Origin of the sequence: Paraburkholderia flava, from assembly GCF_004359985.1 — a bacterium.
Taxonomy (GTDB): Bacteria; Pseudomonadota; Gammaproteobacteria; order Burkholderiales; family Burkholderiaceae; genus Paraburkholderia; species Paraburkholderia flava.
Genome location: NZ_SMRO01000002.1, coordinates 2,248,061 through 2,267,356, shown reverse-complemented (window position 1 = coordinate 2,267,356; position 19,296 = coordinate 2,248,061). Strand labels below are relative to the sequence as shown.

Here is a 19,296-nt window from a genome sequence, read left to right as displayed (position 1 = left end):
AGGTTCTACAGCGGGGTAGCGTTTGCTATGCTGCGCGTCATGCTCCAGCTCTTCTATTCGAACCGGTACGAAACGCTCGTCGCCGCACTGCTCGCCGACATGGCCGATGCGCCGTCCGAACCCTGGGTCGCGCAGCCGCTGATCGTGCCGAGCGCGGCGCTGCGGCGCCGGCTCGAACTCGATATCGCCGCGCAGCGCGGCGTGTGCGCGAACGTCGACTTCCGCTATCTCGCGCAGTGGCTGTGGGAGCAGATCGGTGGCGTGATTCCGGTGCAGGCGCATTCGCCGTACGCACCCGACCGGCTCGTCTGGCGCTGCTACCGGCAGCTCGGCCGGACCGACGAAGACAGCGCACTCGCGCCGTGGAATGCGTCGCCCCGTTTGCGCGCGTATCTCGATGCCGCCGATCCGCCGATGCGCTACGAACTCGCGCATCGGATCGCGACGGTGCTCGATCACTATCTGACCTATCGTCCCGAATGGCTGTTGCAGTGGCAGAAGGGTGGGTCGATTTTTGCGAACGGTGTGCCGGGTGCGCCTGGTGCACCTGGCGAAAGCGGGCCACGTCTGATCGGTGCGAGCGCGGCGGCGCGCGAGGACGAGGCGTGGCAGGCTGCGCTGTGGCGCGCGGTGCTCGCCGAAGTGGCGAACGAGGCTGCACCGGAAACGTCAGCCGACAGAAAGAAAGGTTCGGGAGGGGCACGCTCCCGATCCACTGCCCCGGTCACGCCCCCGGCCTACCGTTTTCTCGACGAGGCCCACACCCTTGATCTCGATGCGATCGCGCGCGCGGACTGGCCCGCGGCTGTTTATGTGTTCGCGCTGCCGACGATGCCGCCGCTGCACGTCGAGCTGCTGCGCACGCTGTCGCGCTGGGTCGACGTGCGGCTGTACGCGATGAACCCGTGCCGCGAGTTCTGGTTCGACATCGTCAGCGAACGGCGCATCGAGGCGCTCGACGCGGCGGGGCAGCGCGACTATCAGGAGGTCGGGCATCCGCTGCTCGCGGAGTGGGGGCGGCAGACCCAGGCGCAACTGCACATGCTGCACGAACTGACCGAGAGCGCGGCATCGAGCGAATCGTCGGTGTATGTCGAGAACCCGGAGCCGACCTGGCTTGCCGCCGTGCAGAACGCGATGCTCGCGCTGGAGCCGGAGGAACCGCCCGCGCTGTCGAGTGCGAACGGCATCGAGGTACACGTCTGCCATAGCCTGTCGCGGCAGCTCGAAGTGCTGCACGACCGGTTGCTCGGCTGGTTCGACGAATTCGATGACCTGCAGCCGTCCGACGTGCTTGTCGCCTGTCCCGATCTTGCCGCCGCTGGTCCGCTGATCGACGCCGTGTTCGGCACAGTGTTTGGCACGGCGGCGGGGCGCAGCGAAGCGTCGTCGCGCCGCATTCCGTATCGAATCACCGGCTTGCCGCCGACCGAGGCGAACCCGGTCGCGCGCGTGCTGCTCGACTGGCTCGCGTTGCCCGAGCGTAGCGCGGCCGCGCCCGAGCTGATCGAGTGGCTGCGCGTGGATGCGGTCGCGGTGCACTATGGCATTGACGCGATGGCGCTCGAAACCGCGCAGGAATGGCTCGCGGCCGCAGGCGCGCGACGCGGCCTCTCACCGGTCGAGCCCGAAGACGCGGCGGTGCCGGTCGCGCGCCACACGTTCGCCGATGCGTTGACGCGGCTGTTCCTCGGCTACGCGATGCCGGATCGCGGCGAACCCGTCGATGCGTGGCTGCCCGTCGAAGGCGCAGGCGGTCCCGATGCCGAACTGCTCGGCCGTCTCGCGCGTTTCGTCGATCATCTGGATGCATTCGTGCGCCGCGCGTCGCTGGATCAGACGCCGGCCGCGTGGACCCGACTGCTGCTCGACACACTCGGGCAGTGCTTCGATGCCGGCGTCGAATTCGCGGACGCAGTCGCCGACGTGCGCGACGCAATCGATGCAATGGGCGACGCGATGCACAGCGGCGCACACGACGAACCGTTGCCTGCCGCTGTCGTGCGCACCGCGCTCGCCGCCGCGCTCGACGATCCGGCGCGCGGTGGTGTGCCGTGGGGCAGCGTCACATTCTCGTCGCTGACCAGTTTGCGTGGACTGCCGTATCGCGTCGTGTGTCTGCTCGGCATGGACGATGGCGTGCTGCCGAGCCTCGCGCGCGCGGACGAGTTCGATCTGATGGCGGCGTTCGGCAAAGCCGGTGACCGCCAGCGTCGCGACGACGAGCGCAATCTGTTTCTCGATCTGTTGCTGGCCGCACGCGATCGTCTGCTGATCGCGTACACGGGTCGCAGCATTCGCGACAACGCGCCGCTGCCGCCGGCCGCGCTCGTCGATGAACTGCTCGATCATCTGGCGCGTGTGTCGGTGGGGCCGGACGCGTCACCGAAGGAACTCGATAAGGCGCGGCGCGCGTTTATCGTCGAGCATCCGCTGCAGGCGTTCTCCGCCGATTACTTCGAGCCGCGAAGCGACGCGCCGCTCTTCACATACGACCCCGATCGCGCGGAACTCGCTGCGTTGCTCGCCACACCGCACGATGCAACGACGGCGCCGTTCTTCACCGAACCGCTGCCCGTGGAAATTGCCACGCCCGTGGCCTTCGACGATTTCCAGCGCTTCTGGCGCCATCCCGCCCGCGCGCTGTTGCGCGACCGGCTCGGCATCGTGCTGTCCGATACGCAGGGCGAGCTGCTCGATACCGAACCGTTCGAACTCGACTACGCGGGTCGCGATGCGCTGGCCGATCGTCTGCTGCCCGCATTGCTCGACACGAATGAGCAACCAGGAGCACTCGAGCGGATACATCGCATTGCCGAGGCAAGCCCCGAATTGCCCGGCGGCGCGACCGGTTCCGTGTGGCGCGCGCGCGAACTCGGCGCGCTACGGCAACTCGCGGACGGCGTCCGGCATGCGCTGGCTGGCGGCGCGCAACGCCTGCCGTTCGCGCTCGACGTGGTGCCGCGCTGGCCCGATACCGGCGACTTCGCGCTGTTCGGTCAATACGATGCGTCACTGCGCGAAGCAGTCCAGACGCCGCTGCAACTGCACGGCACGCTGAACCTGCTGACCGACGCGGGGCAAGTCGTGTTTCGCTACGCGCGGCCGACTGCGCGTGACTACCTGTCCGCGTGGATCGCGCACCTGGTCTACTGCGCGGCGCTGCCCGACGGTGCGCGTCGAACGGTGTGGCACGGCAGCGGCGAGACCTTCGAGTTCGCGCCGGTTGCCGCGCCGCTTGATGAACTCGCGCCGCTCGCCGCGCTGTTTCGCGCTGGCCGTTCGCTGCCGTTGCGGTTCTTCCCGAAGAGCGCATGGGCGAAGATCAGCGACAGCGATTCGGCGGCACAGGGCGCATGGATCAACGAGCGGGTGCGCAGCGAATCGGACGATGCCGCGTTGCGGATCGCGCTGCGCGGCACACCGCTGACACTCGACGAACCGTTCGGCACGCTCGCGGCGATCGTGTTCAAGCCGCTCGCCGAGCATCTGCGGAGCACGTCATGAGCGCCGCGATGCAACCGCCGACCGACGCCCGCGAGCTCGACGTATTCGGCTGCGCGCTCGATGGCGTGAACCAGATCGAGGCGTCGGCGGGTACTGGCAAGACGTGGAATATCTGCGCGCTGTACGTGCGGCTGCTGCTCGAAAAGAATCTCGGCGCGGACCAGATCCTCGTCGTCACTTTCACCAAGGCGGCCACGGCTGAACTGCACGAGCGCATCCGCAGCCGCCTGGCGGAATTGCAGCGCGCGCTCGAAACCGGCGACGACGGCGGCGACCCGTTTATCGCGGGGCTGTTCGATACGACGCTCGCGCCTGGCAGTGGGATCGATCTGGGGAAGGCGGCCGGCATCGTCAAGCGTGCACTACGCGCGTTCGATCAGGCAGCGATCCACACGATCCACGCGTTCTGCCAGCGCGCGTTGCAGGAGGCACCGTTCGCGGCGGCGATGCCATTCGCGTTCGAGATGGAAGCCGACGACGCGCCGCTGCGTTTCGAACTCGCCGCCGATTTCTGGCGCGAACGCGTCGAGCCGGTGGCGGCCGCGCATCCGGCGTTCGCCGCGTGGCTCGTCGGCAAGCGCGCGGGGCCTGCTGCGCTCGATGAACAGTTGGCACGTCGGTTGAAGAAACCGCTTGCGGAGTTGCGCTGGGGTAGTGGTGCAGTTAGCAATGACGATGGCGCGGTTGTACAAGGCGAGGACGATCCGCAGACGCGCTTCGACGCCGCGTGCGCGCTATGGGAAGCGGAGCGCGACGCGATCGTTGCGCTACTTGCGCAGGCTGCCGAGCGGTTGAGCAAAACGTCGCACAAGCCCGAAGCGATCGCCGCGGCCGTCGACGCATGGCGCGACTATTTCGCGCAACGCGACTGCCATGCGCCACCGCCGCGCGCCGCGCTCAAGCTGACCGCGTCGGCTCTGGCGAAAGCGACCAAGGTGAAGTTCGAGCCGCCCGAGCATCCGTTCTTCACGCTCGCCGACGAACTCGCAGCAGCCGTCGTCGCCGCCGAAGCCGCACAGCGCGCACGCTGGCTCGCGCTAGTGCAGACGTGGCTCGCCTATGCCCCCGACGAACTCGCAGCCCGCAAGCGTACGCGTCGCGTCGTATCGTTCGACGATCTGCTGTCGAACCTGTATCGCGCGCTTGCCGCGCATCCGTGGCTCGCCGAGACGTTGCGCGCACGCTATCCGGCCGCGCTGATCGATGAGTTCCAGGATACCGATCCGCTGCAGTTCGCGATCTTCAACCGGATCTTTGCGCCGGCTGGCCCGCTGTTTCTGGTCGGCGATCCGAAGCAGGCGATCTACAGTTTTCGCGCGGCCGATTTGCACACGTATCTCGCCGCGCGTGCCGAGGCGTCGGCGCGCTACACGCTCGCGGTCAACCAGCGCTCGACGGCGCCGATCGTCGACGCGTGCAACCGCTTCTTCGAAGCGAACCCGCGCGCGTTCGTGCTCGATGGGCTCGACTATCAGCCGGTGCGCGCGGGTGAGCGGCAGCGTGAGCCGTTCGTCGATCTCGCGACGGGGCATGACGACGAGCACGCGCCTGACTTCCATATCTGGACGCTGCCGGGCGGTGAATCAGCGCTAACGAAACGCGACGCGCAGCGGGCAGCGAGCGAAGCGTGCGCGGCCGAGATTGTGCGTCTGCTGCGCGGTGCGCGCGAAGGCAGCGTGAAAGTCGGCGACGCGCCGCTCGCGCCTGGCAACATCGCGGTGCTCGTACAGACGCACAGGCAGGGCAGCCTGATCAAGCGCGTGCTGGCCGCATGGGGCGTCGGTAGCGTGGAGCTTGCGCAGGCGTCGGTGTTCTCGACGCTCGACGCGGAACAGATCGAGCGTGTGCTGGCTGCGGTCGATACACCCGGCGATCTGCGACGACTGCGTGCCGCGCTCGCCACCGACTGGCTCGGCCTCGACGCATCCGCGCTATGGCGTCTCGAACAACTGACCGACGCACCGTCGCCCGCCGACGATCCCGCGCATGCCGCCGATGCGATGGGTTGGGTCGAACGCTTCTCGCACTACCGGACGCTGTGGCACGAACGCGGTTTCGCCGCGATGTGGCGCACGCTGATGCGCGAGCTGGGCGTCGCGCAGCGGCTCGTCGCCGGGCCCGATGGCGAGCGCCGGCTTACCGACGTGAACCATCTCGCCGAGCTGCTGCAGGCGCGCGCGTCGACGCAGCCCGGCATCGCGCCGACGCTGCGCTGGCTCGCGGCGCAGCGCGAGCAGGGCGGTGGCGACGATGCGCAACTGCGTCTCGAGTCGGATCGCAATCTCGTGCAGATCGTCACGGTGCACAAGTCGAAGGGGCTCGAATACGCGGTCGTGTTCTGTCCGTTCCTGAACGACGGCGCGTTGCGCGATCCGCCAGCGTCGGGTCTGCCCGATGCGCGCGAGTATCACGACGATACGGGCGTCGCGGTGCTGCACTACGGCTACGACGACGAGCAGGCCGAGCAGGCGGCGCGCTACGCATCGCGCGAACAGGCGGCAGAGCGCGCGCGGCTCGTCTACGTCGCGTTGACGCGCGCGGTGTACCGCTGCTATCTCGTCGCGGGCACTTATCTGTCGTCGCGCTCGACCAAAGAATCGCGACGCAGTGTGTTGAACTGGCTCGTCGCGGGCGCAGGTCGCACGTTCGACGACTGGCTGGCTGCACCGCCCGAAGAGAGCGAGCTGCTTGGGCGCTGGCAGGCACTCGACGGCGGACCGATCGCACTCGATCCGTTACCGGTCGGTCTGCGCCGCGTGCCGCTCGAAAGTCGTGCGGACAGCGGTCGCGAAATGCGCGCGCGTACGAGTCGACGGATACTGCGCGACCAGTGGCGCATGGCGAGCTTCAGCGGCATGATCACGGCCGGCGCACGTAGCAGCGACGCATTCACGCAGCCGGAAGAAGAGCGTCCCGATCACGACGGTGTCGCCGATCTGGTCGCACAACCGGCGTGGATTGAACCGCAAGCCGAACCGCTCGCCGCCGACGATATCCTCGCGTTTCCGCGCGGCGCAGCGGCCGGCGAATGCCTGCACCGGATGTTCGAACTGGCCGATTTTTCCAACCGCGATACGTGGCCCGAGGCGATCCTGCGCGCGTTGCGCGAACGTCCTGCACCAGCCACGCTGGATCTTGCCGCGCGTCTGCCGCGAATGATGTATCGGCTGCTCGAAGACATCGTCGCGACCGAACTCGTACCGGGTATGACGCTCGAGCGCCTGAACCCGGCGCGGCGGCTCAACGAACTCGCGTTCCTGTTTCCTGCAGCGTCGCTCGATTTCGCGGCGCTGCGTGCGTGTCTCGTCGCGTGGGATTATCCCGACGTCGCGCTCGAACCGGGTGCGCTGCGCGGTTTCGTCAAAGGCTTCATCGACATGATCGTCGAGCATGACGGGAGATACTGGATCGTCGACTGGAAATCGAATCATCTCGGCGATACGCCGGCCGACTACGGCGCGGCTTCGCTCGACGCTGCGATGGCCGGGCACGCGTATCACCTGCAGGCGCTGCTGTACACGGTCGCGCTGCATCGCTATCTGAAATCGCGTCTGCGTGACGCGTACGATTTTGACCGGCATCTCGGCGGCTATCTGTATCTGTTCGTGCGCGGCGTGCGTCCGGGTTGGCAGGATGGTGCGGAGCCTGCCGGCGTGCATGCGCGTCGACCACCGTACGGTCTGGTGATGGAACTCGATGCGTTGATGGACGGAGGCGCGGTATGAGTACGCACCCCAGCACGCGCACACGCACCGATGCACCCAAGGCCCCGTTCCCGGAAGCCGACATCAGGCTGCCGGCTCCGACCGATTTCAGCACCGCGCTCGCCGACGGATTCGCGCGACGCATCGCGGCGTTGACGCGGCGGTCGGGTGCGTCGGCGGAGATCGTTCGCTGGGCTGCGCGTGCCGCGTTTGCCGCGAGCCGCGCGACTGCCGACGGTCACGTGTGCGTGCCGATGTGGGCGCTCGCGCGGCGTTATGAAACGACACCGCGCGAGATCCGCGCCGCGCTGTTCGCGAGCGGGGTGGTTTGCGACGGTACGCAGGAAGCGATGGCATTGCGTCCGCTGGTGCTCGACGCGCATGGGCGCCTGTATCTCGCGCGCTACTACGACTATGAGCGCAGCCTCGCGCGTTCGCTCGTCGCGCACGAGCGGGCCGCACGGGCGCTGCTGATGCATGACGATGCCGGCGAGCAATCGTCGAGTACGAGCGATATCCAGACGCGGTTGCTGCGCTACTTCGGACCGCCGCCCGACGACAGTATCGACTGGCAGCGCGTCGCGGCGGCGACGGCGTTGACGAGCGGGCTGACGATCGTCAGCGGTGGACCGGGTACAGGCAAGACGACGACGGTCGTCGGCGTGCTCGCGTGTCTGCTCGATCTGCGCGCCGATCTGCGGATCGCGCTTGCCGCGCCGACCGGCAAAGCCGCACAGCGGATGCAGGAGGCGCTGCTCGCGCGGGCCGGCAGCTTGCCTCCCGAACTCGCGGCGCGGCTGCCGCAGACGTCGTACACGCTGCACCGTTTGCTCGGCGCGGGGCCGTCCGGACGCTATCGGCATCATCGGGACAATCCGTTGCCGTACGACGTTGTCGTCGTCGACGAGGCATCGATGATCGATGTCGCGATGGCCGCGCATCTGCTCGACGCCATTGCACCGCAGACGCGGCTCGTGATGCTCGGCGACAAGGACCAGCTTGCTGCGGTAGAGGCAGGCGCGGTGTTCGCGGAACTGAGCGCGCGGCCCGCGTTCAGCTCGGCTGGTATCGACGCGATTGCAACTGCACTTTCGATCGATGCCACGACGTTGGCGGCGGCACTGCCACACGCGGACAACGATCAGGACGATCAGGACGCGGAGCAAACATCGCCCGGCGCGGGATGGATCTCCAACGACGAAACGCCGCCGTGGCTTGGCGACGATGCCGCGCCGTCATGGTCGCTGGACGAGACCGCCGCGACCGCAGAACCCGCTGAAAGCGATGCGCACACCGAACACGATCCGCAGCCGTCCAACACACCGCTCGCCGATTGCGTCGTCTGGCTCGAACGCAATTATCGCTTCGGATTGGACTCGCCGATCGGACGTCTTTCGCTGGCGATCCGGCGTGGCGCAAGCACAGCCGCGCTCGACGTACTGACCGACGGCGCACAGTCCGAACAACGCGCAGTACTTCACGAAGACGCGAACCCGACGTTCGGCGAACGCACGACACAGCGACTCGCAGCCGGATTCACGCCGTACGCGGCCGCACTCACGGCGGCATTGGCAACTGACGACCCCGATCCGTTGCCGCTCTTCGACGCGCTGAATCGCTTCCGGATTTTGTGCGCGACGCGCGGTGGTCCACGCGGTGTCGAACAGCTGAACATCGCGATGGCCGCCGAGGTGCGCCGCGTTGCGCGCGTGCCGTCGGCGATCGGTGGATCGTGGTTCGCGGGCCGGCCCGTCATGGTGACGCGCAACGACTATGCGCTCGGCCTGTTCAACGGCGATATCGGCATCGCGTTGCCTGGGCCGGGCGGCGCGCTGCGAGTGTATTTCCGCACCGGTGACGGCGGCGTGCGCGCCGTGTCGCCGGCTGCGCTGCCGCCGCACGATACGGCTTTCGCGCTCACTGTGCACAAGTCGCAGGGCTCGGAGTTCGAGCATGCGGTGCTGGTCCTGCCAGCGGTGTTCAGCCGCGTGCTGTCGCGTGAGCTGGTCTATACGGCGATCACGCGAGCGCGGGAGCGCGTCGATGTGATCGGCACGCGGGCAGTGCTCGCCGAAGCGATCGCGACACCGACGCGGCGAGACTCGGGGCTCGCGGAACGGATTGCTGCTGCGTCGCGTGAGTTCGATGCCACGGACGGGGGCGGGTAGTCGTGACGCGTTGAATCGTGAGGTAACGGCGAGCGTTGGATATCGTGGCATGCCACCCAGGATTTCGCAGCGACGAAGCGATGCAGCGCCGCCACCCTCACGTATCGCGACGCTTTGCAGCGTGGCAACAAGCCGACACGTCATACCTATCCGCAACCACGCAGCAAGCCACCACCCGCGCCCGACGTTTATCATTCGGTCATGACTTCCCGCTATCCGATCCCACTAAACGAAATCGAGTTGACCGCCGTACGCGCGCAAGGTGCGGGCGGCCAGAACGTCAACAAGGTGTCGAGCGCGATTCACCTGCGCTTCGACGTGCGTGCGTCGTCGTTACCCGACGTGTTGAAGATGCGCCTGCTGGCGCTGAGCGACCATCGGTTGACGCGCGACGGCGTCGTCGTGCTCAAGGCGCAGGAGCATCGCACCCAGGAGATGAATCGTGCGTCGGCGCTCGCGCGGCTCGATCAGCTGATCGAGAGCGTCAGCGTGACGCGCAAGTCGCGCGTCGCGACGCGCCCGACGCGCGCGTCGAACCGGCGGCGTCTCGATACGAAGACGAAGCGCGGCGAAGTGAAGGCAGGGCGTTCGCGGGTGGACGACTGACCCGTCGACTGGATCAGCGGAGGGACAGCTCGATGCCGGCTGCCGGCGTGAAGTCGACGCAGAACACGTTCAGCTCGCCGTCGCGTTCGAGTGCGATCGCTGCGGTATAGCAATCTTCGCCGTCGGTCAGCGAGCGATGCGGGCCCATCATCGCAACGCGCCCCGGCGCCGCGAGCGCGTGCTTGAAGTACGTGCGCCGCGACCAGTTGCTGTACGTGCCGGGCAGCAGCGGAGCGAGGCGCGTCGGCGGCGGGGGCGACGATGGCGACATCACCGAGGGCTTCAGTTGATGCCCGTGCGAGTTCGTCACGAACACGCGGCGCGCCTCCGGAAACGTGAACACCTTTTGTGCAGCCAGCTCGAGATCGCCGGTCGACGCGAACGTTTCCGCTCCGGCCAGCACGGTCTCCGCGAGTCCCTCGAAGCCGATCCGCTGATGGCGCGCGTGCGTGCGTTCGTATTCGGTGAACTTGTCCCACATCGATTCGACCAGCTCGGGCGCCTGCGCGCTTGCCGCGCGCACGGAAGGCTTCGGCTGGCCGAACCAGAAACCCTGCACGAAGTCGACGTCCGCCTGCATCAGGATCATCAGTTCGTCGTCGGTCTCGATGCCTTCGGCGAGCACCATCGTCCCCAACTGATGAAGCATCGAGATCAGATGGCTGATCATCGAGTTGTCGCCGTCGCGTTTGCCCGCGCGCGCGATCAGCGAGCGGTCGAGCTTGACGATGTCGGGACGGAAGCGCCACACGCGGTCGAAGTTCGAGAAGCCGGTGCCGAAGTCGTCGATGGCAATCAGGAAGTCGCGCGGCTGCGACGCGGCCAGCATGCTCGCGACGGCGGCTTCGTCGTCGGCGGGCTGCTCGAGCACTTCGATGACGATGCGCTCTTGCGGCACACCGAAATACGCGGACAGCTCGTCGATGAATTCGCGCTGCGGCCAGCTTGTTTCGAATACCTGCGGGCGCGTGTTGAGGAAGAGCCAGGTGTTGTCGTCGCTATCCTGTTCGACGAAGTTCGCGACGTGCATGCAGCGCGCGAGCCGGTCGAGCGCACGCGCATCGGCGGGCGAGCGGGTCGCGGCGAACAGCGTTTCGGGCGACACCGGCGTGCCGATCGGATCGTATGCGCGCAGTAGCGCTTCGTATCCGACGACGCGTCGATGTGTGATCGACAGGACCGGCTGGAAGACGCTGTGCAGCGTGACGGTTCGCCAGTTGGCGCTCCAGCCGCTGTCGCCGCGTACGAGGTGGGGCAGCAGGCCGGTTAGCGTCTGGTCGTCGATGGTCGGCATGGTGATGTCAGGCTGGCTCGCGCAGCCGGCACTCGCCTGACCAGCGGAGAGCTCGAATGATCGCGGAAGGGAATGACCCGACAAATCGGGAAGCGATGCCAGCCAAGCTCGGACTCCGGCGGATAGTCGTGATTCAGTCTAGCAGTTCGTATGCGCAGTGAATGTACGGGTAATCACAGACCGGTACAGACGTGCGCGCGGGTGTCCTGCATGCCGGCAAGCGAGTCCGCTCGGGCAGGGGTATTCTGCTGCTTTTTGTCGAGGAGCGAAGGCATGGCTGAAGTTGCAGTGGTGGCGATCTCGGTGGCGAAACCCGGTGATGAGGAAAAGCTGCGCGTAGCGATCGAAGGTATCGTCGAGCCGACGCGCAAGGAGCGCGGCGCGCTTCAGTACGACCTGCATCGCGATGTGCGCGAACCGCGGCGGTTCGTTTTCTTCGAGCGCTGGGAGAGCGAGGAAGCGCTCGCCGCGCACGCGAAGTCGGCACATATCGAAGCGTACAAGAAAGCGATTGTCGACTGGGTCGAACACGCGGAAATCCGCGTGCTGACCCGGATCAAGTGAGCGGGCGGCGGCCGCTTTTCTCCGCTTCGCTCGTCAGTGCGTGGACTGCGGGACGTCGAGGATCAGGACGATGGTCCAGTCGGCGTCGCCGTCATGATGGTATTGCCGCTCGGCGACGATGAACGGTTGCTGCTTGCCGTCCGGTCCGAGGAACAGCACGTCGCCTTCCATCGGCAGGCATTCGACCGGCGGTAACGCAAGGTAAGCTTCCTGGCCGCCGCGCGGCATCAGCTTTTCGATTTTTTTCGATGCTGCTTCGGTCCATTCGATGTCCAGCTGGATGTTGCTCATTGTGTCCTCCGCACCAGGGGCGCACGGGTTGGGGAATAGCGTGGTGCGCGACTTTAGCATACCGGTCGACAACGTCCCGTAAAGAAAAAAGCCGAAACCGGCATGACCGGTTTCGGCTTTTTTCGTCATTGCGGCAACCGTCGATGCGTGCCGCGTGCAGGTCGGTTACTGGCTCGCGCCAGCAGCCGGTGCAGCTTCCATTTTGCCCTTCATCGCCTTCTTGTGATGGTGCATCGGCTTGTGATGCTTTTCCATCGGCATGTCTTTCATGTCTTTCATGCTTTCCTGTTTGGCCTGCAGATCCTGCGCACGCTGCTCGACGTCCGCGGCCTTCGCGGGATCGGTGCTCATCGTGACGCCGCTATCCGTTTGCGCATAGGCCGCACCTGACAGTGCAGCCAAAGAAACCAGGATAGCCAGGGACGCTTTCTTCATCGTTACCTCCACAAAGGTGGTTAATGGACCCGAGGACCCGAGGGTGGCCTGTCCAATCGGAAGGACACTGCATTCTAGCCAGCAATATCTGCTCCAGCAGACGGTTCGTAACAGAATTCACATACAGTTACATCCTGTTACACACATCCGGCATGGCTGGCGGGATGGGCCGCGGTGGCGGATCGAACACATGTCGATGTCAAGCGAATCGTTTGCTTCGAAAAAATGAATCGTATCCCTAACTAATTGGCAATCTCAAAACCAGCCGATTGCGCGGTACACATGAAACTGTGCGATGCCGATCAGTTCATGCAATGCGGTCTCCGCATTCACCAGGTTGTCGTAGCGCGGCAGCAGGCCAGGTTCGATGCGACGCGTGTTCGAGATCGCAGGGTAGGGCTGCATGCCGAAGCGATGGAAATCGAGCAGCGCGCGCGGCATCTGGTACGCCGACGTGACGAGAATCAGTGTGTCGTAGTGCGCGTGCTGCACGATGTCCGACACGAAGCGCGCGTTCTCGTAGGTCGTGCGGCTGCGGTTCTCGAGGACGATGTCGGCGCGCGGCACCTGCTTGCGCAGCAGCCATGGCAGGTAGGTATCGGCCTCCGGTGCCGTGTGCCGCTGCGGATTGCCGCCGCTCACGATCACGTCGCAGGTTTGCGAAATCCGCCTGCATTGCGCGTAGAGCGCGGCGCTCGTTTCGATGCGCGCGAAGACATCGTGCTTCGGCATCAACGTGCCGTCGTCGGCGTATTCGGTGCCGCCGCCGAGCAGCACGATCGCGTTTCGCGAAGCGAAAACCGGCGGTGTCGACGGTACCGGGCTGTGCTGGGCCCAAGCGAGCAGCGGGGCCGCGATCCAGCCGGTGGCGATCAGCCAGAAGAGCGCCAGACCGGCAATGACGAGGGCCATACGGAGGCGCCGCGCTAGCACGATTGCTGCAAAAAAAAGCACCGATAAAATGAATAGAATCAATTTAAATGCGGTAACGTATGACTTTCAGGGCAAATTTCCGGGCTCGACATCGCGCCAGTTTGGCGGCATCGTAGGCACCGGGGAGAGAACGCTAACATGACGTTCGAACGGGGGTCCTGAAGCATGGCAGCATCTGGCGCGACACGGCGCCGTCGAACATCGCACGACGATCGTTCGCAATGGCTCCGCGCTGGCGTCCTAAAGGCGGCGCGTTCTACATCGCGCAGAAACTGAGTCATGGCTGCACTTTAAGAAAGAAGTGAGATGACCACGTATTCCAATGAAACGGTACTAGAAGCGCTGAGGCGGGCGCAATACCGCCAGGTCCCGTGGGCCAGACGTCCGGGTGTCTTCGAATATTTACGATCGCTCGGTTTGATGGAGACGGTCCGGCAGCGCACCGTTGCGCCGGCTCCCGGTTTCCATGCTCCCGTGGACATCGCGGTACTGACGGAGCGAGGGCGGGCCGAATTCGCGCGGCTCGCACGCGACGAACGGGCGATGACCTGGGATGCGCAGCGTACCAGCCACTACGTCGTGACCGAAGCCAGTTCCGCGGATCTCGAAGCGCGGCTTTAGCGGCCGCAGTATCGCAAAATCCGGTGCGGACGATAGCGACGGCGGCATACGCCGCCGCACTACCATCGACGCAAAAAAAGCCCGTATCGCAAGGATACGGGCGTACCGGATTACTGCTGCCACGCTGTGCTTATGGCGTTCAATGAGACTGACATGCGCACGGGTGGTTCCCGGCTTTAGCCGTAGTAGAAACGCTAGCGGCGCTGCGGATTATTGTTGCGTGCCTGCGGCGGTGGGCGTACCTGCTCCGGGCGCACCCGAGCATTGCTGGCGATATCGCCACGCAGATCGCCCCGCGGTGCCGGCGGCGTAAATTCCTTAGGCTGTTGGTTAGCGTGTTGCGCGGCTTCAATGGTCGTCGCATGGCCTTTGGGCGCCCAGTGTTGAGGACGTTCCTGCGCGGCGATACCCACAGCTACCGCGATGGATGAAACCACAATGCCGCGCAGTAGCAGGGACACTGGTTTCATGTGAACTCCCGTCAAGTCGATCGACTTGCGTCTGTTGGCATACGTCTACCGTATGCGCGGGAGCGAAAGCGCGCTGTAAATAATAGTAAATGGATGTTTCGCTAGCGGCGGAATACGCGGCCGATACGCGCATCACGGATGCATGGCGCATTAATCGCAATACCGACACGCCGCATCGCGTATGCGACGCAGATACGCATCGGGCGCCCGAAGGCGCCCGATAGCGATGCGATGTGAAGTCAGGCCATCTTGACCGGCGCGCGCCACGATTCTGGATTGGTCCAGAACGCACCGCGCAGACGATCGCGGCTCGGCGGTGCCGGCGGCTTCGCCGCGGTGGCGCCGATGCGCCCGCGCAGCGAAACTTCGCGGCCGCTCGTGCCGAGACGCTTGACTATCTCGGTGAGCGTGCCGTCGGCTTGCCACTCGTCGAAGCGACGCCGGCAGGTCGGCGGCGACGGATACCGACCGGGCAGCTTGGACCAGCCTTCGCCCGTCGACAGCACCCACAGCACCGCATTGACCACCGCTCGTGCTTCCACGCGAGGACGTCCGCGCCGTTCGCTCCGTGCAGGCTCCGCACAGAACAGCGCCTCGACCAGCGCCCACTCGTTGTCTCTCAAATCGTCGAACAGCATCATGTTTCACCTCAGCGAAGCTAACTCCGGTGCGCTGCCCCGCGCCGCGCACTCTTCATGCACCCGAAAACGGGTGCCAGGCGGGATCGGGCTTGCCGCGGCGGTCGATGTGAAATCGAACCGCAGACGGCGCCGACCTGTGCACACTTCAATGCAGGAAGTGTGCCATCGCGCTGTCAATTTCCTTGAAGCCCCTCGGAGCCGGGCCAGCGCGGGTGCTAGCCAGGGGCGTATAAGAATCCAAAAAACCCATCCCGCAAATCGGGACAATCACCAATCTTGTGCAATCAGTCCCGCCCGGCGTGCGTTTGCGCCGTATTGCTGCGTTGCGGCGAAATAATCAACTCGATGCCGCCCCAAAATATCGGCAATACAATCTCATTAAATGACGGCATTGATGAGGTGCGGGGATGAACGTGACGTTGCGCCAGTTGCGCGTATTTATCGAAGTTTCGAGGCTGCAGAGCTTCAGCCGGGCGGGCGATGAGATCGGTCTGACGCAGTCGGCGGTGAGTCGCTGCGTGCGCGAGCTGGAGGCGGAAATCGGCCTGAAACTGATCGACCGGACGACGCGCGACGTTCAGCTCACCGACGTCGGCGCGAATCTGGTCGCGAGCGTGTCGCGGCTGCTGGGCGATCTCGACGACACGTTGCGCGAGATTCGTGAGATCGGCGAACAGCGGCGCGGCCGCGTGGTGGTCGCCGCGAGTCCGACGATCGCATGCCGGCTGATGCCGCAAGTGGTGGCCGGCTGCGGACAGCAGTTTCCGTTCATCACGCTCGGGTTGCGCGACGATGTGCAGAGCGACGTGATCCGCAAGGTGAAGTCCGGCGAGGTCGATTTCGGCGTGGTGGTCGGCCCGTTTTCCGCCGACGATCTGCACGGCGAGCCGCTGATGACCGACACCTTCTGCATCGTGTGCCGCGAGGATCACCGGCTGGCGACCCAGCCGCAGGTTTCATGGAGCGATCTCGAGGGCGAGCGTCTCGTGATGCTCGACCACGCGTCCGGCAGCCGTCCGATCATCGACGCGGCGCTCGACGCGCACGGCGTGACTGCATCCGTCGTCCAGGAGCTTGGGCATTCGGCGACGGTGTTCGGGCTCGTCGAGGCGGGCGTCGGCGTCAGCGTGCTGCCGTGGCTCGCGCTGCCGCTGCCCGCGGATGCCTCGCTCGCGGCGCGACCGCTGGTGCCGCGCGTCGAGCGGACCGTCGAGCTGGTGCGTCGGCGCGACCGTTCGCTGTCGCCGGCGGCGGAAGCGGTGTGGGGATTGATCCGTCAGTTGCCGGCGCGCGCCGAGGATCTGCGCTGACGATCGATCTGCCTGCAGCACGTTAAACTGTGAGCTCCTGCCAATACACCCGCACCCGTCGATGAGCGAATCGGATCTGCCGAAACCTTCCGTCCCGAATGCACGCGACGCCGTGCGCGCGTTGCGCCCGTCGCAGATCCGCGAAGTCGCGAATGCCGGCTTCGGCATACCCGATGTGCTGCCGTTCTGGTTCGGCGAATCGGATCGCGTGACGCCGCAGTTCATCCGCGACGCCGCGAGCGACGCGCTGGCCGGCGGCGCAACTTTCTACACGCACAACCTGGGCATCGCGCCGTTGCGCGCGGCGCTCGCCGAATACGTGACGTCGCTGCACGGTCCGACGTCCGGCGATCACATCGCGGTCACGAGCGCGGGTGTCAACGCGCTGATGCTGGCAGCGCAGCTTGTCGTGGGTGCAGGGGATCGGGTCGTCGCGGTGACGCCGCTGTGGCCGAATCTCGTCGAGATTCCGAAGATTCTCGGCGCGCACGTCGACACGGTTGCGCTCGACTACGGCGACGCGGGCTGGCATCTCGATCTGGACCGGCTGCTCGCCGCACTGACGCCACAGACGAAGCTGCTGATGCTGAACTCGCCGAACAATCCGACCGGCTGGGTCATGACGCGCGACCAGCAGCGCGTGGTACTCGACCATTGCCGCAAGCACGGTATCTGGATCGTCGCTGACGAGGTCTACGAGCGCCTCTACTACGCCGAACCGGACGCGCTCAGCGCGCCGTCGTTTCTCGATCTCGCGGCACGCGACGAACGTGTGATCTGCGTGAACTCGTTCTCGAAGGCATGGCTGATGACCGGCTGGCGACTCGGCTGGATCGTCGCGCCGGCCGCGTTGATGGACGATCTAGGGAAGCTCGTCGAATACAACACGTCGTGTGCGCCGGCGTTCGTACAGCAGGCAGGTATCGCGGCCATCCAGCAGGGAGGGGACTTCACCCGTACTCTCGTGCGTGAACTGCACGATGCCCGCGATCACCTGGTGAAGGCGCTGGGCGCAATCGATGGCGTCGACGTGAAGGCGCCGCCGGGTGCGATGTACGTGTTCTTTTCGCTGCTGGGCGCGGACCGCAGCCTGGAACTCTGCAAGGCGCTGGTGCGCGACGCCGGCCTGGGCCTTGCGCCCGGCAGTGCCTTCGGTGCCGAGGGCGAGGGTTTCGTGCGCTGGTGCTACGCATGCGAGCCGCATCGGCTCGATGCCGGTGTCGAACGGTTGCAGCGCTTTCTGGCAGGGCAGACTCGCTGATTGCCGTGCCGATGCCGGACCCGAGCGGTTTCGGCATGGATTGCGCAGCGGGATTTTCAGGTGAATCACGAAGTCGTTTCGACCGCCGATCAACGGTTTTATCGAGACAGGCTTTCGGCGGGGTTTCGTCTTTACGCACTGGATGTTTTTGCGTAATATGGCGCTCAGTCACGTGATTCCCTCTCGGGACATCGCTGCTCCGTCCGGCTGGGCATGGCTCGGATCTGTTTCGAAGATCCGATTCGCCGCCCCCCGGTGCGTGCTCCCATCAATATGACCGATCAGAATCGGGCGAGCGCGTCTTCAGTTCCATATCGTCTGTTTCGTCTGGTTGATCCGGTTCTTTGACCCTAACCATAAGGTCTGATCTGGCTGCATGAATACCCAAGAGGCGAAGATCGTCCTCGAGACTGCCTTGATCTGTGCGCAGGAGCCGCTGAAGCTCGCTGAGCTGCGCAAGCTCTTTGCCGACAACGTGTCGGCCGATACGGTTCGGACGTTACTCGAAGACCTGAAACATGAATGGTCGGGGCGCGGCGTCGAACTGGTCGGGCTGGCTTCCGGCTGGCGCTTCCAGAGCAAGCCCGCGATGCGTACGTATCTCGATCGGTTGCATCCCGAGAAACCGCCGAAATATTCGCGCGCGGTGCTCGAGACGCTGGCGATCGTCGCGTACCGGCAGCCGGTCACTCGTGGCGATATCGAGGAAATTCGCGGCGTCACCGTGAATACGCAGGTGGTCAAGCAACTCGAGGATCGTAACTGGATCGAGGTGATCGGCCATCGCGACGTGCCGGGGCGTCCGGCGCTGTATGCGACCACGCGGCAATTTCTCGACGATCTGGGGCTCAAGGCGCTGGACGAACTGCCGCCGCTCGACGATCCATCGGCGCAGCTGAACGTCGATCTGCTGGCCCAGCATTCGATCGAATTCGCGGACGGTGAGCTGCAGGTTGCCGATGCGGAAGTGGCACCGGCAGGCGAGATCGCTGGTGAAGTCGCCGCAGCGGAAAGCGCGCTGGAAGAAGCGCACGATATGCAGGAGACGCCTGAAGCACGGACCGATGAAGACGATGCGACGAAGTCCGCCGCATCCGCGCTCGAAGGCGAGGTGCCGCCGGCCGCGCCAGTGAGCGAGGTCGCGAGCGAAGAAGAATCTGCTGCCGAAGTAGCAACGCCGGCAGAACCTGAGCCGGCCGCAGCTGTCGCACCAGAAGGCGCCGACGAGATGCCGGAAGCGACACCCGAAGCAAGCGAGGCGAGCGCCGATCCGGCTACGCCCGCACCCGATTCGAACGCGCAGTCCGAGATTCCCGAAGCGGATCAAGCGGACGCGACCCACGCGGCGCATGACGATAACGATCATCGCCGCAAAGCCGCTCACGACGACGGCGTGATGAGCGACGACGAGGCTGCCTCGCGCAGCGCCTGACGTAACCGAACTTTTTTGCCGTGCCCGCAACGGGCGCGCGACCTGACATTCGAGGTTGT

15 protein-coding genes are annotated in these 19,296 nt (G+C 65.5%); 9 read left to right on the top strand and 6 right to left on the bottom strand.

The genetic code is table 11. The annotated features are described in order from the left end of the window. Positions 1-39: 39 nt before the first annotated feature. The 4 genes from recC to arfB all read left to right on the top strand — a co-directional run bounded on the left by recC (position 40) and on the right by arfB (position 9,985). Complete coding sequence (gene recC / locus E1748_RS21530) at positions 40-3,507, top strand: exodeoxyribonuclease V subunit gamma (protein ID WP_133649160.1); 3,468 nt, start codon at positions 40-42, stop codon at positions 3,505-3,507. Continuing rightward, on the top strand, positions 3,504-7,232 hold the full coding sequence (recB, locus tag E1748_RS21525; RefSeq protein ID WP_133649159.1) for an exodeoxyribonuclease V subunit beta: 3,729 nt from the start codon (positions 3,504-3,506) through the stop codon (positions 7,230-7,232). Before recC ends, recB begins: the two co-directional genes overlap by 4 nt. Beyond that, positions 7,229-9,379 carry an AAA family ATPase gene (locus E1748_RS21520; RefSeq protein WP_133649158.1) on the top strand — a complete coding sequence of 717 codons (2,151 nt, stop codon included), beginning with the start codon at positions 7,229-7,231 and terminating at the stop codon, positions 9,377-9,379. The genes recB and E1748_RS21520 overlap by 4 nt, the downstream gene beginning before the upstream one ends. Before the next feature lie 201 nt (positions 9,380-9,580). Beyond that, positions 9,581-9,985, top strand: coding sequence for an alternative ribosome rescue aminoacyl-tRNA hydrolase ArfB (arfB, locus tag E1748_RS21515; RefSeq protein ID WP_133649157.1), 405 nt, complete (start codon positions 9,581-9,583; stop codon positions 9,983-9,985). Between the two features lie 13 nt (positions 9,986-9,998). On the opposite strand, the gene E1748_RS21510 is transcribed toward arfB, so the two are convergent. Then, entirely contained in the window at positions 9,999-11,279 is a 1,281-nt protein-coding gene (locus tag E1748_RS21510) for an EAL domain-containing protein (protein ID WP_133649156.1), read from the bottom strand. A 273-nt stretch (positions 11,280-11,552) separates the two neighbouring features. On the opposite strand from E1748_RS21510, the gene E1748_RS21505 reads away from it, so the two are divergent. Continuing rightward, entirely contained in the window at positions 11,553-11,843 is a 291-nt protein-coding gene (locus E1748_RS21505) for a putative quinol monooxygenase (protein WP_133649155.1), read from the top strand. Positions 11,844-11,876: 33 nt separating this feature from the next. Here E1748_RS21505 and E1748_RS21500 read toward each other — a convergent pair whose 3' ends face one another. From E1748_RS21500 to E1748_RS21490, 3 genes are all read right to left on the bottom strand, one after another. Further along, on the bottom strand, positions 11,877-12,134 hold the full coding sequence (locus E1748_RS21500) for a DNA-binding protein (RefSeq protein ID WP_133649154.1): 258 nt from the start codon (positions 12,132-12,134) through the stop codon (positions 11,877-11,879). A 165-nt stretch (positions 12,135-12,299) separates the two neighbouring features. Next, positions 12,300-12,569 (bottom strand): hypothetical protein, encoded by a 270-nt coding sequence (locus tag E1748_RS21495; protein WP_133649153.1) that lies wholly within the window; start codon positions 12,567-12,569, stop codon positions 12,300-12,302. 255 nt (positions 12,570-12,824) lie between these two features. After that, positions 12,825-13,481: a YdcF family protein gene (locus tag E1748_RS21490; protein ID WP_133649152.1), complete on the bottom strand. Its 657-nt coding sequence runs from the start codon at positions 13,479-13,481 to the stop codon at positions 12,825-12,827. A 327-nt stretch (positions 13,482-13,808) separates the two neighbouring features. On the opposite strand from E1748_RS21490, the gene E1748_RS21485 reads away from it, so the two are divergent. Continuing rightward, positions 13,809-14,123 (top strand): hypothetical protein, encoded by a 315-nt coding sequence (locus E1748_RS21485; protein ID WP_133649151.1) that lies wholly within the window; start codon positions 13,809-13,811, stop codon positions 14,121-14,123. Positions 14,124-14,317: 194 nt separating this feature from the next. On the opposite strand, the gene E1748_RS21480 is transcribed toward E1748_RS21485, so the two are convergent. After that, the gene (locus E1748_RS21480) at positions 14,318-14,593 is read right to left on the bottom strand and encodes a hypothetical protein (RefSeq protein ID WP_133649150.1); all 276 of its coding nucleotides are present in this window, start codon (positions 14,591-14,593) and stop codon (positions 14,318-14,320) included. 239 nt (positions 14,594-14,832) lie between these two features. Continuing rightward, positions 14,833-15,234 (bottom strand): transposase, encoded by a 402-nt coding sequence (locus E1748_RS21475; RefSeq protein ID WP_091016060.1) that lies wholly within the window; start codon positions 15,232-15,234, stop codon positions 14,833-14,835. A 407-nt stretch (positions 15,235-15,641) separates the two neighbouring features. Between E1748_RS21475 and E1748_RS21470 the strand changes: the two genes are divergently transcribed. The 3 genes from E1748_RS21470 (at position 15,642) to scpB (ending at position 19,237) form a co-directional block, all read left to right on the top strand. Further along, positions 15,642-16,544: a LysR family transcriptional regulator gene (locus E1748_RS21470; protein ID WP_133649149.1), complete on the top strand. Its 903-nt coding sequence runs from the start codon at positions 15,642-15,644 to the stop codon at positions 16,542-16,544. A gap of 61 nt (positions 16,545-16,605) precedes the next feature. Then, positions 16,606-17,805 (top strand): pyridoxal phosphate-dependent aminotransferase, encoded by a 1,200-nt coding sequence (locus tag E1748_RS21465; RefSeq protein ID WP_133649148.1) that lies wholly within the window; start codon positions 16,606-16,608, stop codon positions 17,803-17,805. 376 nt (positions 17,806-18,181) lie between these two features. Continuing rightward, positions 18,182-19,237, top strand: coding sequence for an SMC-Scp complex subunit ScpB (gene scpB, locus E1748_RS21460; protein WP_133649147.1), 1,056 nt, complete (start codon positions 18,182-18,184; stop codon positions 19,235-19,237). Positions 19,238-19,296 lie beyond the last annotated feature (59 nt).